Source organism: Kitasatospora sp. P5_F3, from assembly GCF_054049135.1.
On record NZ_JBFUMY010000056.1, the window covers coordinates 36,367 to 60,030 of the forward strand.

General features: G+C 72.8%; 23 protein-coding genes and 1 pseudogene. 12 read left to right on the top strand and 12 right to left on the bottom strand.

Features of this window, described 5'->3' with window-relative positions:
- Positions 1 to 35 precede the first annotated feature (35 nt).
- From ACXJMZ_RS27270 to pqqA, 7 genes and pseudogenes are all read right to left on the bottom strand, one after another.
- The gene (locus ACXJMZ_RS27270; RefSeq protein WP_457032715.1) at positions 36 to 446 is read right to left on the bottom strand and encodes a carbohydrate-binding protein; all 411 of its coding nucleotides are present in this window, start codon (positions 444 to 446) and stop codon (positions 36 to 38) included.
- Positions 426 to 1,226: pseudogene (locus ACXJMZ_RS27275) on the bottom strand (Tat pathway signal sequence domain protein); the annotation flags it as partial. The pseudogene ACXJMZ_RS27275 and the gene ACXJMZ_RS27270, both read right to left, overlap by 21 nt.
- Positions 1,223 to 2,314, bottom strand: a complete 1,092-nt coding sequence (gene pqqE, locus ACXJMZ_RS27280) for a pyrroloquinoline quinone biosynthesis protein PqqE (protein WP_457032690.1) — start codon at positions 2,312 to 2,314, stop codon at positions 1,223 to 1,225. The gene pqqE and the pseudogene ACXJMZ_RS27275, both read right to left, overlap by 4 nt.
- Positions 2,311 to 2,565, bottom strand: coding sequence for a pyrroloquinoline quinone biosynthesis peptide chaperone PqqD (gene pqqD, locus ACXJMZ_RS27285; protein WP_457032691.1), 255 nt, complete (start codon positions 2,563 to 2,565; stop codon positions 2,311 to 2,313). Before pqqD ends, pqqE begins: the two co-directional genes overlap by 4 nt.
- Complete coding sequence (gene pqqC, locus ACXJMZ_RS27290) at positions 2,562 to 3,236, bottom strand: pyrroloquinoline-quinone synthase PqqC (protein WP_457032692.1); 675 nt, start codon at positions 3,234 to 3,236, stop codon at positions 2,562 to 2,564. Before pqqC ends, pqqD begins: the two co-directional genes overlap by 4 nt.
- Positions 3,233 to 4,132 (bottom strand): pyrroloquinoline quinone biosynthesis protein PqqB, encoded by a 900-nt coding sequence (pqqB, locus tag ACXJMZ_RS27295; protein WP_457032693.1) that lies wholly within the window; start codon positions 4,130 to 4,132, stop codon positions 3,233 to 3,235. The genes pqqC and pqqB overlap by 4 nt, the downstream gene beginning before the upstream one ends.
- Positions 4,133 to 4,142: 10 nt before the next feature.
- A complete protein-coding gene (pqqA, locus tag ACXJMZ_RS27300; protein WP_457032694.1) occupies positions 4,143 to 4,274 on the bottom strand; it encodes a pyrroloquinoline quinone precursor peptide PqqA in 132 nt (43 codons plus the stop codon).
- Between the two features lie 249 nt (positions 4,275 to 4,523).
- Between pqqA and ACXJMZ_RS27305 the strand changes: the two genes are divergently transcribed.
- The gene (locus tag ACXJMZ_RS27305; RefSeq protein WP_457032695.1) at positions 4,524 to 5,969 is read left to right on the top strand and encodes an APC family permease; all 1,446 of its coding nucleotides are present in this window, start codon (positions 4,524 to 4,526) and stop codon (positions 5,967 to 5,969) included.
- A gap of 62 nt (positions 5,970 to 6,031) precedes the next feature.
- Complete coding sequence (locus ACXJMZ_RS27310) at positions 6,032 to 9,463, top strand: discoidin domain-containing protein (RefSeq protein ID WP_457032696.1); 3,432 nt, start codon at positions 6,032 to 6,034, stop codon at positions 9,461 to 9,463.
- Positions 9,464 to 9,526: 63 nt separating this feature from the next.
- Here ACXJMZ_RS27310 and ACXJMZ_RS27315 read toward each other — a convergent pair whose 3' ends face one another.
- The 3 genes from ACXJMZ_RS27315 to ACXJMZ_RS27325 form a co-directional block, all read right to left on the bottom strand.
- On the bottom strand, positions 9,527 to 10,660 hold the full coding sequence (locus ACXJMZ_RS27315) for a PP2C family protein-serine/threonine phosphatase (RefSeq protein ID WP_457032697.1): 1,134 nt from the start codon (positions 10,658 to 10,660) through the stop codon (positions 9,527 to 9,529).
- A gap of 73 nt (positions 10,661 to 10,733) precedes the next feature.
- Entirely contained in the window at positions 10,734 to 11,534 is an 801-nt protein-coding gene (locus ACXJMZ_RS27320; protein WP_457032698.1) for a YhjD/YihY/BrkB family envelope integrity protein, read from the bottom strand.
- A 127-nt stretch (positions 11,535 to 11,661) separates the two neighbouring features.
- Positions 11,662 to 12,345 carry a ribonuclease H family protein gene (locus ACXJMZ_RS27325; RefSeq protein WP_457032699.1) on the bottom strand — a complete coding sequence of 228 codons (684 nt, stop codon included), beginning with the start codon at positions 12,343 to 12,345 and terminating at the stop codon, positions 11,662 to 11,664.
- Between the two features lie 204 nt (positions 12,346 to 12,549).
- Between ACXJMZ_RS27325 and ACXJMZ_RS27330 the strand changes: the two genes are divergently transcribed.
- The 6 genes from ACXJMZ_RS27330 to ACXJMZ_RS27355 all read left to right on the top strand — a co-directional run bounded on the left by ACXJMZ_RS27330 (position 12,550) and on the right by ACXJMZ_RS27355 (position 17,393).
- Complete coding sequence (locus ACXJMZ_RS27330) at positions 12,550 to 13,491, top strand: ABC transporter ATP-binding protein (RefSeq protein ID WP_457032700.1); 942 nt, start codon at positions 12,550 to 12,552, stop codon at positions 13,489 to 13,491.
- Positions 13,488 to 14,309, top strand: a complete 822-nt coding sequence (locus ACXJMZ_RS27335; RefSeq protein ID WP_457032701.1) for an ABC transporter permease subunit — start codon at positions 13,488 to 13,490, stop codon at positions 14,307 to 14,309. Before ACXJMZ_RS27330 ends, ACXJMZ_RS27335 begins: the two co-directional genes overlap by 4 nt.
- 164 nt (positions 14,310 to 14,473) lie before the next feature.
- Positions 14,474 to 15,223: an HAD family hydrolase gene (locus ACXJMZ_RS27340; protein WP_457032702.1), complete on the top strand. Its 750-nt coding sequence runs from the start codon at positions 14,474 to 14,476 to the stop codon at positions 15,221 to 15,223.
- 73 nt (positions 15,224 to 15,296) lie between these two features.
- Positions 15,297 to 16,001, top strand: coding sequence for a response regulator (locus ACXJMZ_RS27345; RefSeq protein ID WP_457032703.1), 705 nt, complete (start codon positions 15,297 to 15,299; stop codon positions 15,999 to 16,001).
- A 111-nt stretch (positions 16,002 to 16,112) separates the two neighbouring features.
- Positions 16,113 to 16,400, top strand: coding sequence for an SHOCT domain-containing protein (locus ACXJMZ_RS27350; RefSeq protein WP_457032704.1), 288 nt, complete (start codon positions 16,113 to 16,115; stop codon positions 16,398 to 16,400).
- Between the two features lie 9 nt (positions 16,401 to 16,409).
- A complete protein-coding gene (locus ACXJMZ_RS27355; RefSeq protein WP_457032705.1) occupies positions 16,410 to 17,393 on the top strand; it encodes an Acg family FMN-binding oxidoreductase in 984 nt (327 codons plus the stop codon).
- 7 nt (positions 17,394 to 17,400) lie between these two features.
- Here the strand turns inward: ACXJMZ_RS27355 and ACXJMZ_RS27360 are convergent, their stop codons facing one another.
- Positions 17,401 to 19,110: a GAF domain-containing protein gene (locus ACXJMZ_RS27360; RefSeq protein ID WP_457032706.1), complete on the bottom strand. Its 1,710-nt coding sequence runs from the start codon at positions 19,108 to 19,110 to the stop codon at positions 17,401 to 17,403.
- Between the two features lie 200 nt (positions 19,111 to 19,310).
- Here ACXJMZ_RS27360 and ACXJMZ_RS27365 point away from each other — a divergent pair, with 200 nt between their 5' ends.
- The 4 genes from ACXJMZ_RS27365 to ACXJMZ_RS27380 all read left to right on the top strand — a co-directional run bounded on the left by ACXJMZ_RS27365 (position 19,311) and on the right by ACXJMZ_RS27380 (position 23,107).
- On the top strand, positions 19,311 to 20,354 hold the full coding sequence (locus tag ACXJMZ_RS27365; protein WP_457032707.1) for a zinc-dependent alcohol dehydrogenase family protein: 1,044 nt from the start codon (positions 19,311 to 19,313) through the stop codon (positions 20,352 to 20,354).
- Positions 20,355 to 20,383: 29 nt separating this feature from the next.
- Positions 20,384 to 21,094: a helix-turn-helix domain-containing protein gene (locus ACXJMZ_RS27370; RefSeq protein ID WP_457032708.1), complete on the top strand. Its 711-nt coding sequence runs from the start codon at positions 20,384 to 20,386 to the stop codon at positions 21,092 to 21,094.
- A 310-nt stretch (positions 21,095 to 21,404) separates the two neighbouring features.
- On the top strand, positions 21,405 to 22,277 hold the full coding sequence (locus ACXJMZ_RS27375) for a universal stress protein (RefSeq protein WP_457032709.1): 873 nt from the start codon (positions 21,405 to 21,407) through the stop codon (positions 22,275 to 22,277).
- A gap of 122 nt (positions 22,278 to 22,399) precedes the next feature.
- The gene (locus ACXJMZ_RS27380; protein WP_457032710.1) at positions 22,400 to 23,107 is read left to right on the top strand and encodes a response regulator; all 708 of its coding nucleotides are present in this window, start codon (positions 22,400 to 22,402) and stop codon (positions 23,105 to 23,107) included.
- 14 nt (positions 23,108 to 23,121) lie between these two features.
- On the opposite strand, the gene ACXJMZ_RS27385 is transcribed toward ACXJMZ_RS27380, so the two are convergent.
- Positions 23,122 to 23,664: pirin family protein (locus ACXJMZ_RS27385; RefSeq protein ID WP_457032711.1), on the bottom strand; the 543-nt coding region annotated here is incomplete at its 5' end.

The window sequence follows — 23,664 nt, forward strand, 5'->3', positions numbered from 1 at the left end:
TTGTCTCGCTTCTCAAGTGATGATCTGATGCTTCGTCAGTGCAGGTTGATCTGGTCGAGGTTGGGGCCACCCTCGGCCGTGGCCGAGGTCGCCCGGATCGTGTTGGTGCCGGCCCTGAGTGTGACCGGCAGGGAGCTTGTGGCCCAGGTGTCCCAGTTCCCGGTCGGGTTGAACGCCCGGCCACCGGCGGCCAGGGCGCCGTTGACGGTGATGTCCATCGGGCGGTTGGCCGTGGTGCCGTTGGCGTAGCGCAGGTCCAGCACGGCACCGGCCGCCGCACCCGCCTCGACCGTCCACTCGGCGTAACTGCCCGCCAGGTTGTCCAGGTTGACGAAGCCGGCGCCGGAGTAGCCGAGGTGGTCGGAGTCCACGGTGCCCTGCGAGATCCGGGCTTCCTCGGCCTGGTAGACGCCCGACGTACCCGACACCAGCTGGTACCCGCGCATGTCGGTGATCCGCAGGTAGCAGTCCTGGAGCGAGCCCGAAGTGTCGTTCAGCGAGCGGTAGATGCCCCACTTCGGCCGCACCCGGTCGGCCAGGAAGGTGTCGACCCCGGTCCTGGTCACGTCGATGACGGTGGATCCGCCGCTGCGCAGCACCCAGCGCAGCCGGCCGGACGTACCGTCGCCCACCTTGACCTGGAAGTCGACGTCCACCCAGCGGTCGTGCAGCGGATCGAGGTTCGCGTGGCCGACGTGGACTCCCGCGATCGGCAGCGTCAGTTCGATGGTCTGCACGCCGTCCACCCGGCGCAGCCCCTGCACGACGATCGGCAGCGTGCCGGTGCCGGGCTGCTTCAACTGCATGACGTCGGTCCAGGTGGTGGTCGCCTTGAGCGAGCTCGGGATGTACATCGAGTACGTGGTCCGCCAGGTCTGGCCCGGCAGCCACTCCAGGTACGCACCACCGGCCGGGGTACGCATGCCGGTGACCTCCTGGCGCTGCCGGTCGGTCTTGGTGTCCCGGTCCACCATGTGCATGTTCCAGCGGTAGCTGTCGCCGTCCGCGAAGATGTGCGGCTGGCCGGGCACGTGCGAGTCGGCCCGGTCGTCCTCGACGGTCTCGAACGCGGCCAGCCCGTCCACGGCCGCCGAGGGCGCCCAGCGCTGTTTCCAACTGGACACCGCGAGTGCGGTGGTGCCCGCCTGGGCACGTCCGGACAGCCCGGCTGCGGCGACGCCGCCGAGCGCGGCGCCCAGCACCGCGCGGCGCGAGATCCTGCTCATGTCTCTCCTCCTGGTCGGCGGGGAATGAACGGGGCCGGATCCACCGTCCCGGCCTGGGTCATGAGTTGGCGTACCAGGCCGTGGTCGGGCGCGAGCCGGCAGGCCGGATCGGTGCGGGCCGCGTCGCCGGTGAGGGCATACGCCTGGCAGCGGCAGCCGCCGAAGTCCTCGTCCCGGCGCGCGCAGCTGCGGCATGGATCACCCATCCAGTCGGTGCCCCGGTAGCGGTTGAACGCGCTCGACCGCTCCCAGATCCAGCGCAGCGGGTGGTCCCGGACGTTGGGCGGGTCGAGGTCCGGCAGGGTGGCGGCCGCCGGGCAGGGCAGGACCGTCCCGTCGGGCGTCACGGTCAGCGATACCGCACCCCAACCGCCCATGCAGGGCTTGGCGTTGCCGTCGAAGTGGTCGGGCACCACCCACACCAGCTCGGGTCCGCCGGCCGGGCCGGACCGTCTGCGCTCCACCGTCTCGGCGGCCCGGGCCAGTTGGCCCGGTGTGGGCAGCAGGCCGGCGCGATTGAGCAGGCCCCAGCCGTAGTACTGGGTGTTGGCGAGTTCGATCCGCTCGGCTCCCCAGGCGATCCCGAGGTCGATGAGGGCGTCGACCGCGTCCAGATTGGCCCGGTGCAGCACGACGTTGAGCCCGAGCGGCAGGCCCGCCTCGCGGACGACCGCAGCGGCCCGTTCCTTGTCGGCGAAGGAGCGTCGGCCCGCGATCCGGTCCGAGGCGGCCGGCTCGGCGTGCTGCACGGACAGTTGGACGCTGCGCAGCCCGGCGTCGGCCAGTGCGGACAGCCGCGCCCGGTCGAGTCCGGTACCGCTGGTGACCAGCTGGGTGTAGATCCCGGCGGCCGAGGCGGCGGCGGTGATCTCGGCCAGATCCGGCCGGAGCAGCGGCTCCCCGCCGGAGAGGTGGGTCTGCACCACGCCGAGGTCGGCGGCCTGCGTCATCACATCGCGCCACTGATCGGTCGTCAGTTCAGTTGAGGTACGCGCCAGTTCGACCGGATTGGAGCAGTAGGGGCAGTGCAGCGGGCAGGCGTGGGTCAGCTCGGCGAGCATCGCCCACGGGGGCGCGAGGTCGGTCATCGTAACCAGCCGCCCTCTCTCAACTTCTCCAGGAACTCGGGTACTTGGGTGGCGACCGGAGCGCCGGGGAAGGAGCTCGCCAGCGCGTCGACGATCTCCGGCACCGCGCGGCTGCCGTCGCACAGTCGCAGGACGCGTCCGGCCGATCCACGCAGCACGACCACCCGTTCCGGCAGGAGCAGCAGGTCGGCCCCGCGCACCCGGTCGTGGCGCAGCACGGCGGAGTTGGGGAGCGCCGGGCGCCAGGTCACCGAGCCTCGCCTGCGCGGTCCACGGCGTCGAGCAGCGCCCACAGGACGTCGCACTTGAAGGCCAGGGCGGCGACGGCCCGGTCCTGGTCCTCCTCGGAGCGTGCCCAGCCCAGGACCAGCCCGAGGGCCTCCTGCCCGTCGTCGGCGCCCTGGGTGACCCGGGTGCGGAAGTAGTCGAGCCCGTCGGCCTTGATCCACGGGTAGTGGCGTTCGAAGGCGTCGATCCTGGTGAGCATCAGGTCGGGGGCGGACAGTTCGGTGAGCGAGGCGGCGACGGCCTCCAGCGGGGAGCCGAGCCGGCAGAAGTTGACGTAGCCGTCGACGGCCAGCCGGACCCCGGGCAGCACCTCGCGGCCAGAGGTCAGGGTGGCCCGGTCGATCCCGGCGGCCTCGCCGAGGCGGAGCCACTTCTCCAGGCCGCCCTCGCCCGCCCGGAGGCCGTCGTGGTCCTGGATCCGGCGCAGCCAAGACCTGCGCAGCGCCGGGGTGTCGAACTTGGCGGTGATCAGGGCGTCCTTGACGGGGATGTGCCGCTGGTAGTGGAAGCGGTTGGTGATCCAGCGGCGCAGCTCCTCCGGAGTCAGACTGCCGTCGTGCATCCGCCGGTTGAAGGGATGGCGGTCGTGGTAGCGGTCGCGCGACACGGCCCGCAGCCGGTCTTCGAGGGTCATAGGTCGATCACCATCCCGTCGGCGGCCACCTCGATGCCCAGGTCGGCGAGCAGCTTGTGCTGTGGCGCCGAGGGGTCCACGAGGGGGTTGGTGTTGTTGAGGTGGGTGTAGAGGCGACGGGCCGTCAGCGGGGCCAGCCGCTCGGCCGTCCCGCCGGGCCCGGCGATCGGCAGGTGGCCCATACCGGTCGAGCTGCGCGCGGAGATGCCGGCCCGGATCGGCTCCTGGTCGTCCCAGAAGGTGCCGTCGACGATGACCAGGTCGGCCTGTTCGACTGCTCGTTGCAGCCTGTCGGGCCAGGCCGCGAGCGCGGGCGCGTAGACGGCGCTGGTGCCGTTCGAGCGGTCCTCGATCAGCAGAGCGGTGACCCAACTGTCGGTGTCCGGGCCGGTGCCCACGGCGTAGCGCGGGCGTTTGGCGGACACCGGGATCGGGGTGATCCACAGGTCCTCGGAGTGCGGGTCGAGCGGCGCCGGGTCGGGCCCCAACTCCCGCCATTCCACCGAGGCGTACGGCTCCAGTACGGCGCCGAGGCGCAGTCCGTCGAGCAGTGCCCCGCGCACCGGGGCGGTGGCGAGCACCCGCAGGGACCGGGCTTCGCGGAGCCGGGCGAGGCCCAGCGTGTGGTCGAGTTCGGCGTCGGTGAGGACGACTCCGGCGATCGGTGTCCGCCGGATCCCGGGGCCGGGGTGCAGCTCGGGAACGGCTTCGATCTGGTCGCCGAGGTCGGGGGTGGCGTTGACCAGGTACCAGCGGCCCTCCGCCGCCCGAACGGCGAGCGAGGCGTGCCGTCGGCGGCGCTGCGGGTGGGCGCGGGCCCCGGCACAGCCAGGGCACGCGCAGTTCCACTGAGGAGTCCCGCCGCCCGCCGCCGTGCCCAGCACGTGCAGCAGCATCGCGGCGGGGCTAGCGGGTGCTCAGCGCGTACGCGGTGACCTCGAGTGCCGTCTCGACGACGCTGAATTCGGGGGTCTGCCAGACCGCCTCCTCGGGGTCGAGGGCTGACTCCTGGCGTTCGGCCGTGTCCTTCATGAGCATGGGCGCTACCTTGCCTTCCTGGCTGGGGAGTTCAAGAGCGGGGCGGAGTATCGAAAGGATCGAGGGCCGGGTGACGCACGGTCAATACGTACGTTAGGAAAGTTTCCAATTATTTGGCCTCCCCCCGATCTCCGCACCGTTCCACCACATACCGGAGACCTTGACGGGGATAGTAATCCTCCCTAACTTGAACCCCCGCGCAGGCTCTCAGCCCGCCCGCATCCCCCTCGCCCCGCTCGGAGGCTCCCGGTGTCCCCAGGTCTCACCCGCAGAATCGGCCTCTTCCAGGCCACCGCCATCAACATGAGTCAGATGTGCGGGATCGGCCCGTTCGTCACCATCCCGCTGATGGTCGCCGCCTTCGGCGGGCCGCAGGCGATCATCGGCTTCATCGCCGGAGCCGTCCTCGCGCTGGCCGACGGCCTGATCTGGGCCGAGCTCGGCGCCGCCCTGCCGGGCGCCGGTGGCAGCTACGTCTACCTCCGGGAGGCGTTCCAGTACCGCACCGGGCGGCTCGTGCCGTTCCTGTTCGTGTGGACGGCGATGATCTTCATCCCGCTGATCATGTCCACCGGCGTGGTCGGCTTCGTCCAGTACCTCGGCTACCTCTGGCCCGACATGACCAAGGGCCAGGGCGACCTGGTCGGCGTCGCGTTCTGCGCCCTGGTCGTCCTGCTGCTGTGGCGCAAGGTCGAGAACATCGCCAAGCTCAGCACCGTGATGTGGGGCGTCATGATCACCTCGGTGGTCGTGGTGATCCTCGCCTGCTTCACCAACTTCAGCCCCAGCCGCGCCTTCACCTGGCCCGCCCACGCCATCGAGCTGACGCACGGTCAGTTCTGGATAGGCTTCGCCGCCGGACTCACCATCGGCATCTACGACTACCTCGGCTACAACACCGCCGCCTACCTCGGTGGGGAGATCAAGCAGCCCGGCCGGGTGATGCCGCGCGCCATCGTCTTCTCGATCGTCGGCATCATGGGCATCTACCTGCTGCTGCAGATCGGCGTGCTCGGCGCGATGGACTGGCACCTGATGCTCGATCCCGACTCGATCGCCTCCAAGTCGGTCGCCTCCGCCGTGATGGAACAGACCTGGGGCGCGGGCGCCGCCAAGGTCGTCACCGTACTGATCCTGATCACCGCCTTCGCCTCGGTCTTCGCCGGACTGCTCGGCGGCTCCCGGGTGCCCTACGACGCCGCCCGCGACGGCGTGTTCTTCAGGTCCTTCGGCAAGCTGCACCCCAAGCACCAGTTCCCCGTGCTCGGGCTGCTCGCCATGGGCACCATCACCGCGGCCGGCTTCCTGCTCAGCCGGCACATCGGCACCACCGCGGCGCACCCGCCGCTGAGCATCCTGATCAACCTGCTCACCACGGTGATGGTCATCGTCCAGGCACTCGCCCAGATCGTCGCGGTCTCGGTGCTGCGCCGCCGCCAGCCCGACCTCAAGCGGCCCTACCGGATGTGGCTCTACCCCGCGCCGAGCATCGTCGCCGCGATCGGCTGGCTCGTCATCTACGGGTACGCCGACCGCAACGCCCCCGGCTTCCACCCCATCGAGTGGTCCCTGATCTGGGTCGCGGCCGGCTGTGCCGCCTTCGTGCTCTGGGCCCGGACGGAGCGCACCTGGCCGTTCGGCCCGCGCGAGATCCGCGAGGAGTTCCGCACCGAACAGGAGCAGGTCGCAACCTGACGGTCCGACAGTTCCGCAAGCCCCTTCCGGCAGCCCTGGAGGCCCCCGTGCACCTCCGCTCGATGTCACCGTCCCTTCGACGCAAAGCCCTTACGGCACACGGCCGGACAGCCACCCTGGCCGCCGCGGGCCTGATCCTGGCCCTCGCCGTCCCCGTCGCCACCTCCCCCACGTCCGCGGCCGTCACCCCCGCAGCCGCGACCACCCAGGTCACCGCCGCCCCAGGGGCGACCACCCCGCTGGCCGGCTACGCCATCCGGTCCTCCGCCGCCGTCACCGACAGCGCGGCCGCGATCTCCACCCCCGGCTACCCGACCGGCAGTTGGTACCCCACCGGCCCCCGCTCCACCGTGCTGGCCGGACTGCTGGCCAACGGCAAGTACGCCGACCCGTTCTACTCGACCGCCATGAAGTCCATCCCGGCCGCGGACTTCACCGTTCCGTGGTGGTACCGCTCGGACTTCACCGTCAGCGACACCTCCGCCCGCAGCTACCTCGACTTCAGCGGGGTGATGTCCGCCGCCGACGTCTACCTGAACGGCACTCAGGTCGCCACCGCCGCCCAGGTGGCCGGTGCCTACACCCACCACGAGCTCGACATCACCTCGCTGGTCCGGGCGGGCACCAACACCGTCGCCTTCCGGATCCAGCCGAACGACCCGACCAAGCACCTCACCATGGGGTGGATCGACTGGGTCCAGCCGCCCCCCGACCAGAACATGGGCATCGTCCGCGACGTGCTGATCCGGCGCAGTGGCACGGTCGCCCTGCGCGGCGCCCACGTCAGCACGGCGCTCGCCCTACCCTCGCTGGCCACGGCCGACCTGACCGTGAAGGCCCAGGCCCGCAACGACTCCGACGCCGCCGTCAGCGCGACGGTCGCCGGCAGCATCGGCCCGGTCCAGTTCAGCCAGAACGTCACGCTGGCCGCCCACGAGACCAGGAACATCGCCTTCACGCCCGCCGGGTATCCCCAACTACGCCTGGCCAACCCGGCGGTGTGGTGGCCGGCCGGCCAAGGCGCGCAACCGCTGTACGACCTCGACCTCACCGCCACGGTCGCCGGCACGGTCACCGACAGCGCGCACGAGCGGTTCGGCATCCGCGACGTCAAGGCGCCGCTGAACAGCGACGGCGCCCGCCAGTACTCGGTGAACGGCCGCCCGCTGCTGATCAAGGGCGGTGGCTGGTCCCCCGACCTGTTCCTGCGCTGGGACCAGCGTTACGTCGAGGACCGCCTCAGGTACGCGCTCGACCTCGGCCTCAACACGATCCGGCTGGAGGGCCACATCGAACCCGACGAGTTCTTCGAACTCGCCGACCGCTACGGCGTGTTGACCCTGCCGGGCTGGGAGTGCTGCGACAAGTGGGAGGGCCAGACCAACGGCGGCGAGCCCGGCGACACCTGGACCGCCGCCGACTACCCGATCGCCAAGGCCTCGATGGCCGCCGAGGCGGCCCGGCTGCGCAACCACCCGAGCGTCATCTCCTTCATGATCGGCAGCGACTTCGCCCCGGACGCGACCCAGGAGAAGAACTACCTCGACGCGCTCACCGCAGCCGACTGGCCGACCCCCGTGGTCCCCGCCGCCTCGGTGACCTCCTCGCCGATCCTGGGCAGCTCGGGCCTGAAGATGACCGGCCCGTACGACTACGTGCCGCCGAACTACTGGTACGCCAAGCAGGAGGGCGGCGCCACCGGCTTCAACGGTGAGACCAGCGCCGGGCCCGACATCCCGACCATGGACACCCTGAAGCGGATGATGTCGCCGACCGAGCTGACCGCGCTGTGGAACAGCCCCAGCACGGCGCAGTACCACCGCTCGCCGTCCAAGACCTTCGACGACCTGGCCCTCTTCGACCAGGCACTGACCGGCCGCTACGGCGCGCCGACCGGCCTGGACGACTACGTCCGCAAGGCCCAGCTCGCCAACTACGAGGCCGTACGGGCCCAGTTCGAGGCGTACGGGCGGAACTTCACCGACAGCACGAAGCCGTCCACCGGCGTCGTCTACTGGATGTTCAACAGCGGCTGGACCTCCCTGCACTGGCAGCTCTTCGACCGCTACCTGGACCAGGGCGGCGCCTACTTCGGCGCGAAGAAGGCCAACGAGCCGCTGCACATCCAGTACTCCTACGACGACCGCTCGGTGGTCGTGGTCAACAACCAGCACGCGGCGGCGAGCGGCCTGACCGCCCGGGTCAGCCTCTACAACACCGACGGCACAAGGAAGTTCGACCAGACCGCGACCGGGATCGGTGCTCCCGGCGACGGTGGGAAGGCGGTCGCGCTGACCGTCCCGGCGACGGTGAGCGGACTGTCCGGCACCTACCTCGCCAAGCTGGTGCTCACCGACGGCTCGGGGCGCGAGGTCAGCCGCAACGTCTACTGGCTGTCCACCACGCCCGACGTGCTCAACTGGAGCAAGACCACCTGGTACTACACGCCGACCAGCAGCTACGCCTCGCTGGCCGGACTCTCCCAGCTGGCCCAGGCGAACGTCTCGGCCACCGCCGCCAGTGCGACGGCGGCCGACGGCACCGCCACCACCACGGTCACCCTGACCAACACCGGGACCGGCACCACACCGGCCCTGCTCACCGACGTCCACCTGGTCGACGCCGCCAACACCCCGGTGCTGCCGGTGCGTTGGTCCGACAACCAGGTGAGCCTCTGGCCCGGCGAATCGGTCACCCTGACCGGGACGTACCGCGCCGCCGACCTGTTGGGCTCGGCGCCCTCGGTGCGGATCTCCGGCTGGAACACCCCGGCCACCGTCGTCCCGGCCGGGCCCGGCGGCCCGGGCGACACCCAGCCGCCGACCGTCCCGACCGGGCTGCGCGCCACGGCGGTCACCGCGACCTCGGTCGCCCTGGCCTGGGACGCCGCCACCGACGACACCGGGGTGACGGGCTATCAGGTCTACCGGGACGGCGCCCAGCTCGGCACCGCCACCGGTACCGCCTACACCGACACCTCGGTGGCGCCCGCGACCAGCCACAACTACACCGTCAAGGCGCGGGACGCGGCGGGCAACACCTCGGCGGCCGGTACGGCACTGGCGGTCACCACCCCGCCCGGCTGCGCGGGGCAGGCCGTCCTGCTCTCCCAGGGCCGCCCGGCCACCGCCTCCTCGGTCGAGAGCAGCAGGCTCGGCCCGCAGTACGCGGTGGACGGCAGCACCACCACCCGCTGGGGCAGCCAGGAGGGCGCCGACCCGCAGTGGATCAGCGTCGACCTGGGCGCCACCGCGCAGATCAGCCGGGTCAAGCTGACCTGGGAGGCCGCCTACGGCAAGGCGTACACCCTCCAGGTCTCCCCCGACGGCCAGACCTGGACCACGGTGTACTCGACCAGCACCGGTCACGGCGGCACCGAGGACCTGACGTCGCTCACCGGCAGCGGACGCCACGTCAGGATGCTGGGCACCCAGCGCGGCACGTCGTACGGCTACTCGCTGTACGAGTTCCAGGTGTACGGCACCACCTGCTGACCCCGGTGCCAGGACGGCCCGCCCCGCACGCCGGGGCGGGCCGTCCGCACGTCCGCCCGGCTGTCACGGGCTGTCGGGTGCCGCCGGAAGCCGTTCGACGGCCACCATGGCCGCGTCGTCGCCCAGCCGCCCGCCGGCGTGCGCGACGAGGTCGGCGGACAGGCGCCGCAGCAGGGTCCCGGGATCGCAGGGCGGCCAGGAGGCGATCCGCTCCGCCAGCGGATAGAACGCCCCCGACTGGTCGCGGGCCTCGATCACCCCGTCCGTGTAGAGCAGCGCGATGTCGCCGGGCTCGAAGGCGAAGGTCTCGACGACGAAGTCGGCACCGACCAGGCCCGTGAGGCCGAGCGGAGGCGCGGGCTGGCCGACCTCGAGGGACCTGACCTTGCCGGCGCGCAGGACCAACGGCGGCGGATGTCCGCAGTCGACCAGGTGGATCGTCGGCTCGGTGTCGGGGATGTCGAGGACGACCGCGGTGATGAACGACTCCTGGCTCTGCTCGCCCTCCTCCACCGGGTTGCCCGGATCCTCGCGGTCGCGGAAGACGGCCCCCTCCAGGTGGGTGACCAGCGTGGGCAGGTCCGGCTGCAGGTAGGCCGCCGCCCGGAAGGCCCCGAGCAGCAGGGAGGCGTCGCTGATCGCCGCCAGGCCCTTGCCCCGTACGTCACCGACCAGGAACCGGGTGCCCTGCGCGGTCCGCGCGGCCGCGTACAGGTCGCCGCCGATCTGCGCCTCGGCCTCCGCCGCGAGGTAGACGGAGGCGATCCGCAGCGGGCCCATCCGGGGCGGCAGCGGCCGTAGGACCACGGTCTGCGCGGCCTCGGCCACCGAACGCAGCTGGGTCATCTTCTTCTCGTGCTGCTCACGGAGGTAGGCGAAGAGCGTCACGAGCGCGGAGATCAGGGCCAGCGAGGTGATCTGGACCGAGTGGTTGAGGTCCACCAGGGTGGTCCGCGCTGCCGCGACGACGGCCTGGGCCAGTACGGCGAGGGCGCCGACGGCGGCGGTCGTCCTCGGGCCGGCGAACGAGGCGGTGATCGCGGGCGCGGCGACCAGCATCGGCCCGAGGTGGACCTCGGGCGGCGCCAGGACGTCCAGCACGGAGATCACGACGATCAGCGCGAGCGGAATGACCACCAGCGCGCGGCTCTGCTGCCGAGACCACCGGAGATCCGCGAGACGCCGCCGAACGTCCATGACTCCTGCATACCCCCAGCCGACCGCGACCGCCCCCGGGCCACGCCGTCGCGATCCGCCGGACCGGCCCGGATCAGGGCGGGCCGTGCAGGTGCTGCAAGGGGTGCGCGCGGTGGAACGCCTCACCGGCGATCGCTCCCGCATAGACGCAGTACCCGACCCCGATCAGCCAGGACTGCACCACGAAGACGGTGCCGATCACGCCGTAGGTGATGGCGTTGGACGCGATCAGCGGCGCGAAGACCAGCCGGGAGAAGACCCGCAGGCCGACCAGGGCGGCGACGGTGGCGACAGCGCCGGGCAGCAGGGTGCGCCACCGGATCCGGGATCCGAGCAGCAGGCGCTGCAGCCACCAGAAGAACAGCACACCGCCGACCAGGGTGGCCAAGGCCCGCAGCGCGGGCTGGGCGGCGGTGTCGTGCCAGGGCACTCCGCTCCAGGCGGCGACGAGGATGTAGCCGATCAGGCCCGCCAGGGCGACCACCTGTCGCCACGCGGCGTGCCAGGCGGCCGACTCCACCCGCCAGATCCGCTCGTAGGCGTTCTGGATCGCGGTCATCAGCGAGATGCCGAAGAACGAGAGGGCAGCCAGGCCGAGAGCGGTGGTGGTGGTCAGCACCTCACGCCGGGCGGCGAACAGCTCGTCCACCGCCTGCGCCGAGCGGCCGGACAGGCCCAGGCCGTCGATGATCCAGTCGGAGATTCCGATACCCCGGGTCGGCGACGCGGCCGCGATCACGATGAGCAGCGGAACGAGGGTGACGAAGCACAGCGCGGCGAACGCCATCGCGCGGTGCAGCAGCTCGATCTCCCGGCCGCGCTGCCACACCGCCTTGGCGATGTGCTCGGCGCGCTGCCGGAAGGCTGTCGGCACTCGACTCCTCGTCACGGCCTCACCCGATCTCACCCGACCACTCGGCGACCCCACCTGAATGATCGCAGCTCGGCACACCCGCCCGCACGGCCGCACGGCCGCTCGGCCCACCACGGCCGACGCGGCGTCAGGCGGCCGACTCCACGCACTCCGGGTGGCCCCAGCCCGACCCGACCTTGGTGATCGTCTCGCCCTTTCCGTAGGACCGTCCGCACGGGCAGGTCCCCGGGAACCGGGCGTTCAGGGTCCGGGCCGGCCGACTGCCGGAAGCGCTCGACGGGGCGGCCGCCCGACGCGGGCTCCGGGGCGCGGAGGCACTGACGGGGGCGGGCACCGGGAGGTCGACGTCGGTGCCGCCGGCCGCCTGCTGGGTACGGGCGGCGTCACTGGCGGCCTGGTCGGCGATGGCGTTCAGCGGGTCGCCGTCCACCTGGTGGGCGGGCACGTAGACGAAGGTGACCTCGCGGTCCGTGAGCAGCGCGTCGATCCGCTGGATCAGCTCCTGATTGGCCACCGGCTTGCCGGCCGCGGTCTTCCAGCCGTTGCGCTTCCAGCCGGCCAGCCACTTGGTCACCGCGTCCCGGGTGTAGGTGCTGTCGAGCCGCACCTCCAGCGGCAGGCCCGGGTCGGTGGCTGCCAGCAACTGCTCCAACGCCGTCAACTCGCCCACGTTGTTGGTGCTGTGGCCGAGCGGACCGGCCTGCCATCGCTGCGGCCGGCCCTCGCCGTCCGCCACCACGAAGGCCCAGGCCGCCGGACCCGGGTTGCCCTTGGCCGCGCCGTCACATGCCGCAATCAGTCGTTCGCCCATGGACCCGATGATCTCAGGCCCCGGCCGCTGCACCCGCCACCCGGCCCGGGGCGACGCGGTAGCGGGCCAGTGCCGGACGGCCCGGCCCGGTGGACCGGTCGGCTCTCGCTCCGGCTGCCGGGCGCCGACAGAGTAGGCGACACCCCAACGGGTATCCCGACAGCACGGCGCGCCCTCCTCCGGCGCCCGACCAGGAGGTGTCCTGTGGCAGACCCGGCCCCCGCGATCGAACTCGGTGCGCTGACCAAGTACTACGGCCGCACGGTCGGCATCGAGCAGCTCGCCATCACGGTCCGCCGGGGCGAGGTGTTCGGGCTGCTCGGGCCGAACGGTGCGGGCAAGACCACCGTGCTGCGCTGCCTGGCCGGGCTGCTACGGCCGACCAGCGGGCAGGTCCGGGTGCTCGGCCTCGACCCGCTCGCCGACCACCTCCGACTGGCCCCGGCCCTCGGCTACCTGCCCGGCGAGCTGCGCCTGTACCCCGAGTTGACCGGACGTCAGACCCTCGACCTGCTGGCCGACCTGCAACGCGCACCGACACCCCGGCAGGCGGAACTCTGCCACCGGCTCGGGCTCTCGGACGCGGTGCTCGCCAGGACGGTACGGGAGTACTCCCGGGGAATGAAGCAGAAGCTCGGCCTGGTCCAGGCGTTCCAGCACGACCCGGAGCTCGCGGTGCTGGACGAGCCGACCGAGGGGCTCGACCCGCTGGTCCAGGAGACCTTCTTCGAGCTGCTCGCCGAGGCCCGGGCCGCCGGCCGCACCGTGCTGCTCTCCAGCCACGTCCTGCCCGAGGTGCAGCGGGCCTGCGGCCGGGTGGCGATCGTCCGGGCGGGGCGGCTGGTGACGGTACGCAGCGTAGCCGCGCTGCGCGAGGCCCGGGCCCGCCGGGTCCGGCTGGTCTTCGCGGACGGCCTCGGACAGCGGCCGCTCGGCCCGGCCGACCGGTGGTCGCCGCAGTGGCAGGGCGACCGGGTCGAGCTGCTGGTGCCGCCGCACGAGGTGCTGGACGCGCTGCGCGGGCTGCTGACCCTGCCGGTGGCCGATCTGACGGTCGAGGAGGCGGGACTGGACGAGGCGTTCCTCGACCTCTACCGCGAGGCCCCGCACCCCGAGGCCCCGACCACACTTGAGGAGGAGTCATGAGAGCACGGCTGCCACTGCTCTGGCTGGCGCTGCACCGACGTCGGCGGATGCTGGCGGCCCTGGTGCTGGGCATCGTGCTGTTCGAGACGCTGATCGTGGTGATCACCGGCACGATCTCCCCGATGCAGCTGTTCGCCGGAGCCGGCAAGACCCCGCCAGGAGCCTTCAAGGCCTTCAGCGGCTCGGCCGGTGACGTGTCGATCGCCAGCTACCCCGGGCTGCTCGGGGCCGGACTGGTACACCCGTTCTGGATCGCCATCCAGCTCACCGCCGTCGGCTCGCTGGCCGCCGCCGCGGTGGCGGCCGACGTCGAGTCCGGCACTCTCGAACTCCTGATGGTCCGTCCGGTCTCCCGGGCCCGGCTGCTGGGCGAGCGGACCGCGGCACTGCTGCTCGCCGCGCTGCTGCTCAACCTGGCGGCGACCCTCACCATCGCGGCCGGGGTGGCCCTCTCCCCGGACCTGCACCGGGAGGTGTCCGTGACCGGCGTGTTCGTGGCCGGGCTGCTGGGCTGCGGCTTCGCGCTCTGCATGATCGGACCGGCGCTGGCGGTCTCCGCCGTCGCCCGCAGCCGGTCCCAGGTGATCGGCACGGTGATCGCCTTCGGCGCGGTGGGGTTCGCCCTCAACTTCGTCGCCCTCGCCTGGTCACCGGCCGCACCACTGCGCTACGCCAGCCCGTTCCACTACTACACCCCGGGCGACGCGCTCGCCGACGGCACCGTCCCGTGGGCCTCGTTGGGCCTGCTCACCGCGGTGGGCCTGGCCGGGATCGGCGCGGCTTTCGCCCTGTTCGCCCGCCGGGACCTGGCCCGCTGACCACCCACGGGAGGGCCGGTCGGCCCCGGTCCTCCCGGCCGGTGGGCCCTGTCGCCGGGGTGCAGCAGAGCAGACGGTGGAGGTGATCCCTGACCGGACCGACAGGACGGAGGCGAACCCCGGTGACCTCCTCATCCCAACTGCCGCTCCGGGAACCGGCTTCGGTGACCATCGATCCCGGCACGGTCGCGGCCGCCGTCCTGGACGCCGACGGAGTCCTGACGGACTCCCGGGCCCTGCGCGCCGCCGCCTGGCAGGACACCCTGGACTCCTACGCCGCGCAGTACGCCCGGGCCACCGGCCGTCCCCAGCAGGCACTCTCCGTACCGGCCGAGCTCCGCACCGGACTGACCGCCCTGCTGGACCGGGACACCGCCGCCGAGCTGCTCCGGGCCCACGGCTACCGGTCGGACCTGGCCTGCCGGCACCTCGGACCCTCCGGCACGGACCTGCTGGACCTGCTGGTCGGTCACGCGGACCAGCGGTTCGTGGGACTCCTGCGCACCGAGGGCGTAAAGGCCAGGACCGGTGCCGCCCTGTTGCTGCTCGACCTGCGCGCCGCCGGGATCCGGACGGCCGCGGTCTCCACCGGCAGGCACTGCGCGGAGTTGCTGCGCAACGTCGGCCTGGCGCACCTGCTGGACGGCATGGTCGACGCCACCGACGCCGAGCACAATCACCTCGCCGGCCCGCCGGAACCGGCCCTCCACCAGCTCGCGCTGAAGCTGCTGCACAGCACGCCCGGCCGCGCGGTCCTGTTCACGGACAACCAGGAGACGGTGACCGCCGGGCACCGGGCCGGGTTCGGCTCCGTCATCACCGTCAATCGGCACGGCGGCGGCACCGGTGCGCCCGGGAGCGGACCGGCTGTCCAGGGCCTGGAGGGTGTCCTCGTCCGGCCCCACGGCCGGTAGCCCGCTCAGGCAGCGGGCGGCGGGCTCGCACAGAATCGGAGGAGCGGTTCCCTTCGGCCTCAGGAGTGCAGCGATGGACGTCACCGAGCCCCGTGCCTCCGACCGGCCCGTGCGGGTCTTTCTCCTCGACGACCACGAGGTGGTCCGCCGAGGGGTCCGGGACCTGCTGGAGGCCGAGCCGGACATCGAGGTGGTCGGAGAGGCGGAGAGCTGCGCCCAGGCGCTGGCCCGGGTGCCCGCGCTGCGGCCGGACCTGGCGGTCCTGGACGTACGGCTGCCGGACGGCGACGGGGTGACGGTGTGCCGGGAGCTACGGGACCGGCTGCCCGGACTGGTCTGCCTGATGCTCACCTCCTTCGACGACGACGACGCGCTGCTGGACGCGATCATGGCCGGGGCGGCCGGGTACGTCCTCAAGCAGGTCAAGGGCGCCGACCTGGTGCACGCGGTGCGCACGGTCGCCTCCGGGCAGTCGATGCTGGACCCGGCCACCACTCATCAGCTGATGGAGAGCCTGCGTCACCACGACGAGAGCGAACCCGACGCCACGCTGGCCCGACTGACGCCCCGTGAGCGGGAGATCCTCGCCCTGGTCGGCGAGGGGATGACCAACCGGGAGATCGGCCAGGAGCTGTACCTCGCCGAGAAGACCGTCAAGAACCACGTCTCCCGGCTGCTCGCCAAGCTCGGCGTCGAGCGCCGCCTCCAGGCCGCCGTCCTGGCCGCCCACGCCGACCCGGGCCCCCACCCCGACCAGCACCCGGGCCGCCCGCACTGAACCCGTCGGCCCACGTATTGGGGCCGACCGGCCCAAGCCGCGGCAGGTGCGCCGGGCGGACAGTGGCGGTGAGAGCAGCAGCCCTCGCCACGCCCCGACCGGGAGCCCACGATGATGTACCAGTACGACCACGGCATGAACGGCTGGGGCTTCGGCCTGATGGCCATCGGCATGTTGCTCTTCCTGGGGCTGGTCGTCGTCGGTGGCCTCGCTCTGCTCCGCCGGCTGGACCGCCTGTCCGAGCAGCACCCCGGTTCCGCTCCCGCTGCTCCCGGTCCGGAGCAGCTGCTCGCCGAGCGGTACGCCAGGGGCGAGATCGACACCGACGAGTACCGCCACCGCCTGGAGACCCTGCGCCAAGGGCGCGGGCCGGCCTCCGGCGGAACTGCGCCCACCTGAGAGGCCGTCATGTCCGCCACCGTCCTCGACGCCGCCGCGTTGGAGAAGCTGGTCTCCGCCGCCGTCGCCGCGCCGTCCCTGCACAACAGCCAGCCCTGGCGGTTCCGCCTGCGCCCGGAGTCCTCGACCCTCGACGTGCGCGCCCTGCGTGAGCGCTCGCTGCCGGCCACCGATCCCGCGGGCCGGGCCCTGCACATCTCGGTGGGCGCCGCCGTGCTCAACCTCCGGGTCGCGGCCCGCCAGCTGGGCTGGGCCCCGGAGGTGTGGCTGCTGCCCGACGCGAGCGACCCCGACCTGCTGGCCTCCGTCGAGCTGGACCGCCACGCCACCGCGTCCTCTCCCGGCACCGCCGAACTGTTCGAGGCGATCTGGCGCCGCCACACCATCCGCACACCGTTCACCGCAGAACCCGTCCCACCCGTCGTCCTCGACCAACTGACCCGCGCCGCCCGCACCGAAGGGGCAGCACTCCACTTCCCGGACCGGTCCGAGACCGACCGGCTGCTCCAGCTCACAGCCGAGGCCGAACGCCGCAACACCACCGACCCGGAACACCGCAGCGAGAGCCGCGCCTGGATCCAGGGCCCGGGCACCCCCGCCTACGGCATACCCGCCGCCGCCCTCGGCCCGCAGGACCGGACCGGGCACCTCCCGATGCGGGACTTCGCCGCCCTCCGCCCCGCCGAACACCTGCCGCCCACCGCCTTCGAGGGCGCCCCCCGGATCGCGGTGCTGACCACCACACACGACCGGCCCGTGGACTGGCTGCGGGCCGGCCTGGCACTGGAGCACGTCCTGCTGGCGGCGACCGCGCACGAGGTCCGTGCCTCGCTGCTGCACCAGGCCATGGAGTGGCCCCAACTGCGCTGGGAGGCCCGCGATCCCGACCTGGGACCGGAGCACGTACAGATGCTGATCCGGTTGGGCTACGGACCCGAGGGCTCTCCGACCCCCCGGCTGCCGGTCGCCGCCGTGCTGGAGTCCGACGGCTGACACCGCGTCACCCGAGCAGGGGTACCCGCCAGACCAGTTCGGCCCCGCCCTCCGCACCCGCCCGGGCCTCGAAGCTCCCACCGAGTGCGGCGGCCCGGTCGGCCAGGTTGGCCAGACCGCTGCGCCGCCCGCCGGCGGGCAGGCCGCGGCCGTTGTCCGTCACGGTGAGCAGCAGCTCCGCCCCGGCCGCCACCGACACCTCCACCCTGGTCGCCTCCGCGTGCCGCGCGGCGTTCGACAGCGCCTCCTGCAGGACGGCCAGCGCCTCGTCCACGACCTCGGGCGGCACCGTCACGTCCAGCAGGCCGGTCATCCGCAGGCCCGGCATGAACCCGAGCACCTCCGCCGCCCGCTCGACCACCTCGACCACCCGCGCCCGCGTCCCCCGCGCGGCCGGCCCGGACTCCCTGGTCCGCAGCCCGAAGATGGTGGCCCGGATGGTCTTCGAGGTCTCGTCGAGATCGTCGATCGCCCGCAGCACCCGGTCGGTGGCCTCCGGGTGGTCGATGAACCTGGTAGCCCCCTGCAGGGTCATCCCGGTGGCGAACAGCCGCTGGATGGCCAGGTCGTGCAGGTCCCGGGCGATCCGGTCGCGCTCCTGGAGGAGGGCCACCTGCTCGGAGTCCCGGCGCCGCTCGGCCAGCTCCATCGCGACCGCCGCCTGTCCGGCGAAACCCAGCAGCGGTCCCGACTCGTCCGCCTCGAACAGCGGCCGGCCCGCCGCCCTGGCCAACATCAGCACGCCCCGCAGGCCGTGCTCCGTCGTGCCGATCGGCACCGCAACGGCAGGACCGAGGCCCTCCCAGCGAGGCGGTCCGGCGGTGATCCGAGGGTCCTTACGGACATCGGAGCTCACCACCAGCTCACCCGTGCGGGCCGCCTCCCCGACGAACGAACCCTCCACGGGGACCACCAGGCCGCGATGCTGCCGCTCTCCCAACCCGACCGCGATCCGCACCTCCAGTTCGTCCGAGCCCGTCACCGGCAATGCGACCACCGCCAGGTCCGCACCCGTCACCTCGGCCGCCCGAGCCACCAGCAGATCGAGGACCTCCTGCTCGGAGCTGCCCGACAGCAGGCTCCGCGTCACCTCGGCACTGGCTGTCAGCCACCGCTCGCGCAACCGCGCCTGGGCGTACAGCCGCGCGTTGTCGATCGCCACCCCCGCCGCCACCGCGAGGGTGGCCAGCACCGACTCGTCCTCCGCGTCGAACTCGCCGCCGCCGCGCTTCTCGGTCAGGTACAGGTTGCCGAACACCTTGTCCCGGATGCGGATCGGTACCCCGACGAACGTGTGCATCGGCGGGTGCTCGGCCGGGAATCCGTACGAGGCCGGATGGTCGGCGATGTTCGCGGTCCGTAGCGGTGCCGGGTGGCGGATCAGCTCGCCCAGCAGGCCGTGGCCCGACGGCAGCGGCCCGATCCGTGCGATCTGCTGCTCCGTCACACCGACCGGGATGAACTGCGACAACCACTGGTCCTCGCCGATCACCCCCAGCGCGCCGTACTCGGCGTCCACCAGGGTCACCGCGGCCTCCACGATGTGCCGCAGCGCCTGGGTGAGCTCCAGGTCCCGGCCGACGGCGAGCACCGCCTCCAACAGGCTGTGCACCCGGTCCCTGGTGCCGCGCGCCGCGTCCAGTCGGGCCTGGAGTTCGTCCAGGAGGTCGTCCAGGCGCAGCTGCGGCACCGAGCCGGCTCCGGCCTCGTCGCCCACCGGTTCCTCCCGAGCACTGGCCGCGGTCCGCTTGGCTTCGCTCCCAGCCTAGGCGGCCCGGCCCGGCACCGCCCCGGGCGACAGGGCCGACCGGCCCACAGCCGGGCCCGCCCGGCCCTCGCCGCCCGGCTCGTCCAGCGGTAAGGCTGGAAGGGACGGGGCAGCGCCCCGGCCGGAACTCCACGAGGGGTGAACTGGACATGAAGGCACTGACCTACCACGGCCCGGGCCGCCGGACCTGGGGCGAAGTCCCGGACCCGACCGTCCGGGAGCCCGAGGACGCCGTCGTCCGGGTGGACGCCGTGACCATCTGCGGCACCGACCTGCACATCCTCAAGGGCGACGTACCCGAGGTCACCGAGGGCCGGGTGCTCGGCCACGAGGCCGTCGGCACCGTCGTCGAGACCGGCCCCGGAGTACGGACCCTGGCACCCGGCGACCGGGTGCTGGTCTCCTGCATCTCCGCCTGCGGCCGCTGCGGCTACTGCCGCCGCGCGGTGTACGGCCAGTGCACCGGCGGCGGGGGCTGGATCCTCGGCCACCTCATCGACGGCACCCAGGCCGAGTACGTCCGCACCCCGTTCGCCGACAACTCCCTGCACAGGCTGCCCGACGGCGTCACCGACGAGGCAGCCCTGCTGCTCGCCGACATCTTCCCCACCGCCTACGAGGTCGGGGTCCACAACGGCCGCGTCCAGCCCGGCGACACCGTCGTGGTCGTCGGCGCCGGACCGATCGGCCTCGCGGCCATCACCACCGCGCGGCTCTACAGCCCGGCCCGGATCATCGCCGTCGACCTCACCCGGAGCCGCCTGGACGCCGCCGCGCGGGCCGGCGCAGACACCACCGTGAACGCCGCAGACGCCGACGGCGCGGCGATCCGGGCGCTCAGCCCCGACGGGCTCGGCGCCGACGTCGCCATCGAGGCCGTCGGCATCCCCGAGACCTTCGAGCTGTGCACTCAGGTGGTCCGCCCCGGCGGCCGGGTCGCCAACGTCGGCGTCCACGGCAAGCCCGCCACCCTTCACCTGGAAGACCTCTGGATCAGGAACATCACCATCACCACCGGCCTGGTCGACACCCACAGCACGCCCCTCCTGCTCCGGATGCTCGCAGACGGCCGGTTGGAGACCGGCGGACTGATCACCCACCGCTTCGGACTCGACGAGATGCCGGACGCCTACGACGTCTTCGCCGACGCCGAGACCAGCGGGGCCCTGAAGGTCGCCCTCTTCCGGACCTGAACAGCTCGACCAGGGCGAGGAGGCACACCGTGAACCGCCCGACCCACCACACCGCACCCACCGCACCCACCGAGCCCACCGAGCCACCGGCCGGCCTCGCGCACCGCATCACCGAGCGGCAGCACCGGCTCGGACTCACCGACGAAGCACTGTGCCAGCAGGCCGGCATCGCCCCGGCGTACCTGCGGCAACTCCTGGCCTCAGGAGCCGACTTCGACCCACCGAGCCTGGAACGGATCGCCACCGCGCTGGAGCTGACCTACCGTGAGCTGCTCGAAGGGCCGGAGAGTCCACCCCCGGGCCAGGGTCCTGCCTCAGCGCATCCGGCTCTGATCCGCCTCACTCCCGCGCAGTGCTGGGACCTGCTCGGTGGCGGCGGGATCGGCCGCGTCGCCCTGCCGGCGAAGGCCGGGCCCGTCATCCTGCCGGTCAACTACACCGTCCGGGCCGGGTCGGTCGTCTACCGAACCGATCCACACGGCGCAGCCGCCCCCGGTCCGGACAGCCCGGCGTCCTTCCAGGTCGACCGGACCGACGAACAGAACGGCACCGGGTGGAGCGTGCTGCTCACCGGCATCGCCGAGCCGATCGACGACCTGTCGGAGATCCGCAGTCTGGAGTCCGCCCCCGGCGCGGAGCCCTGGGCCGGCGGTAACCGGCCGCTGTGGGTGCGGATCCGCCCGGACACCGTCACCGGCCGCCGCATCGGCGCCGTCGGCCCCGACGGCCACCTGGACTGAGCGGGGCCGCCGCCGCCTACGGCTGGTGTCGACTCCCACCACCACCGGAAGGGACATGGCCTGATCCTCCGTCATCCATCCTGCACCGACCGGGCGGACGAACCGCCCGGCCCTGCTACGCCAGCGTCCCGTCCGGGCACCCGCCTGCCCAGGGGCCGACCGACCCCGTCCACCCGCCCGGGAACCGGGACCTCCGGCCCCAGGGGCTTCGGCCCGACGGCTCTGGGGCCCGGGCAGCGGCGGGGCGGACGCTGTTCACGGCTCGAAGCACGGCGCTTCGAGCCGTGAACCCCCGAGGAGAGGACCTGCCATGAACCGAACCCTGCTGGTCGGCGTCGACGGTTCGCCCGAGAGCCTGGCGGCCGCCCGCTGGGCCGCCGACGAGGCCGTCCGCCGCGGCGCGGACCTGCGCATCGGCCACGTCCAGACCTGGCTGGACGACGTCCACTCCGCCCCCGGACAGCCCGCCGACGTCCAGGCGTTGACCCTCCGGCTGCTCGACGACGCGGCCGCCGAGGTCCGCCGGGAGCACCCCGGGCTGCCGGTCGCGACCGAACTGCTGGTCGGCGGCGATCCGGTCGACCTGCTGGCGAAGGCCGCCGTCCAGGCCGAGCTGGTGGTGGTGGGCTCGCGCGGGCTGGGCGGCTTCGCCGGGCTGGTGGTCGGCTCGGTCGGCCTCGGCGTGGCCGCGCACTGCGAACAGCCGACCGTCCTGGTCCGCGCCTCGGCCGCCGAAACCACCGGCACCGGTCGCCCGGCGGAGGTGGTGGTCGGCGTCGACTCCCGTACCCCGTCGCTCGCGACCCTGGAGTTCGCCTTCCGGCAGGCCGAGTTGCTCGGCACCTCGCTGCGGGCCGTACACGGCTGGGAACCGCCGGCCGCCTGGGGCTACGCGGGCTGGGTCGCACCGCAGGAGAGCTGGGACAGCCTCGGGCTGATCGAGACCGAGCTGCTGGACCAGGCGGTCGACACCCTGCGCGAGCAGTACCCGGCCGTCCCGGTCGTCCTGGACGCCCGGGTCGGCACCCCGTCCGGCGCGGTGGTCGAGGCCTCCGGCGGCGCCGCCCTCGTGGTGGTCGGCCGCCGGCACCGCCCGCACCCGTTCGGGATGCACCTCGGACCGGTCGCGCACGCCGTGATCCACCACGCCCACGCCCCGGTCGTGGTGGTACCGCACGACTGACCGTTGACGGGGTGTCAGGCCACAACAGGGCCGGAAGGCCCTGTCGCAGCCCGACACCCCGGCGGGATACTCCTCGCAGCTTCCCTCCCCCGCCCGGCGCGGGGCCGCGCCCAGGAGAGACGATGACCGACGGCACGCACCACGACGGCCAGGACCCGGCCACGGTACGGGTGTTCCTGCTCGACGACCACGAGGTGGTCCGCCGGGGCGTGCACGACCTGCTCGACTCCGAGCCGGGCCTCACCGTGGTCGGCGAGGCCGCCACCGCCGAACAGGCCCTCGCCCGGGTACCGGCACTGCGGCCCGACGTGGCCGTGCTCGACATGCGGCTCCCCGACGGCGACGGCGTGACCGTCTGCCGCGAACTGCGCTCCCGGCTGCCCGGCCTGGCCTGCCTGATGCTCACCTCCTTCGACGACGAGGAGGCCCTGCTCGACTCGATCATGGCCGGGGCGGCCGGCTACGTGCTCAAGCAGATCAGCGGCACCGACCTGGTCACCGCCGTCCGGACGGTGGCCTCAGGACAGTCACTGCTCGACCCCGGCGCCACCACCCGCCTGCTCGCCCGGCTGCGCAGCGACGCGGCACCGAAGGCCCCCAGCTACCCGCCGCTCACCAGCCGGGAGCAGGAGGTGCTGGCCCTGGTCGGCCAAGGGCTGACCAACCGCCAGATCGGGCAGCAGCTGTACCTCACCGAGAAGACCGTCAAGAACCACATCTCCCGGCTGCTGGCCAAACTCGGCGTGGAGCGCCGGGTCCAGGCCGCCCTGGTCGCCACCGACGCACTGGCCGAACAGGCCGCCCGGGCAGGCCGTCCCACCGCCCGGTAGGCCCGGTGCGCAGGTCAGCGCACCCGCCCGCGCGGCTTGAGCGGGCCCGGCGGCAGTGCGGGCGCGGCCAGCCGGGCGCCGTCGTAGCCGTGGACCTCGCCGAACCGCGACCCCTCCATCCACTCCGACCGTGCCTGGGCGATCTCCTCCCCGGTCCGGCCGATGAAGTTCCACCACATCACCAGGTGCTCCTCGAACGGCAGGCCGCCGAGCAGCAGCACGGAGCTGTCGGTCCGGGCCAGCAGCGGGAGTTCACGGCGCCCGCAGCCCAGGTAGAGCAGCGAGCCCGGCTCGACCCGGACGCCGTCCACATCCACACTGCCGGTCATCGAGAGGACGGCGTACTCGAAGCCGGGCTCCAGCGGAAGCCGGTGCTCGGCGCCCTCACGGAGTGTCAGGTCGGCGCCGACCAGCGGGGTGTACGTGGTGCCAGGGGAGGTGGCGCCGTCCAGGGTGCCGAGGATGACGGTGGCGTGCAGGCCGGCCGCGTCCACGGTGGGCAGGGCGGCGTGGTGCTCGAAGGCGGGAGCGGTGTGCCGGTGGCTGTCGGGGAGGGC

What these genes read in the sequence shown, in the direction of transcription:
- pqqE (WP_457032690.1), bottom strand. Translation starts at nt 2,314, where the DNA reads ATGACCGACCTCGCGCCCCCGTGGGCGATGCTCGCCGAGCTGACCCAC.
- ACXJMZ_RS27365 (WP_457032707.1), top strand. Translation starts at nt 19,311, where the DNA reads ATGAAGGCACTGACCTACCACGGCCCGGGCCGCCGGACCTGGGGCGAA.
- pqqA (WP_457032694.1), bottom strand. Translation starts at nt 4,274, where the DNA reads ATGCTCATGAAGGACACGGCCGAACGCCAGGAGTCAGCCCTCGACCCC.
- ACXJMZ_RS27335 (WP_457032701.1), top strand. Translation starts at nt 13,488, where the DNA reads ATGAGAGCACGGCTGCCACTGCTCTGGCTGGCGCTGCACCGACGTCGG.
- ACXJMZ_RS27375 (WP_457032709.1), top strand. Translation starts at nt 21,405, where the DNA reads ATGAACCGAACCCTGCTGGTCGGCGTCGACGGTTCGCCCGAGAGCCTG.
- ACXJMZ_RS27345 (WP_457032703.1), top strand. Translation starts at nt 15,297, where the DNA reads ATGGACGTCACCGAGCCCCGTGCCTCCGACCGGCCCGTGCGGGTCTTT.
- ACXJMZ_RS27315 (WP_457032697.1), bottom strand. Translation starts at nt 10,660, where the DNA reads ATGGACGTTCGGCGGCGTCTCGCGGATCTCCGGTGGTCTCGGCAGCAG.
- ACXJMZ_RS27350 (WP_457032704.1), top strand. Translation starts at nt 16,113, where the DNA reads ATGATGTACCAGTACGACCACGGCATGAACGGCTGGGGCTTCGGCCTG.
- ACXJMZ_RS27355 (WP_457032705.1), top strand. Translation starts at nt 16,410, where the DNA reads ATGTCCGCCACCGTCCTCGACGCCGCCGCGTTGGAGAAGCTGGTCTCC.
- ACXJMZ_RS27270 (WP_457032715.1), bottom strand. Translation starts at nt 446, where the DNA reads ATGCGCGGGTACCAGCTGGTGTCGGGTACGTCGGGCGTCTACCAGGCC.
- ACXJMZ_RS27310 (WP_457032696.1), top strand. Translation starts at nt 6,032, where the DNA reads ATGTCACCGTCCCTTCGACGCAAAGCCCTTACGGCACACGGCCGGACA.
- ACXJMZ_RS27380 (WP_457032710.1), top strand. Translation starts at nt 22,400, where the DNA reads ATGACCGACGGCACGCACCACGACGGCCAGGACCCGGCCACGGTACGG.
- ACXJMZ_RS27325 (WP_457032699.1), bottom strand. Translation starts at nt 12,345, where the DNA reads ATGGGCGAACGACTGATTGCGGCATGTGACGGCGCGGCCAAGGGCAAC.
- pqqC (WP_457032692.1), bottom strand. Translation starts at nt 3,236, where the DNA reads ATGACCCTCGAAGACCGGCTGCGGGCCGTGTCGCGCGACCGCTACCAC.
- pqqB (WP_457032693.1), bottom strand. Translation starts at nt 4,132, where the DNA reads ATGCTGCTGCACGTGCTGGGCACGGCGGCGGGCGGCGGGACTCCTCAG.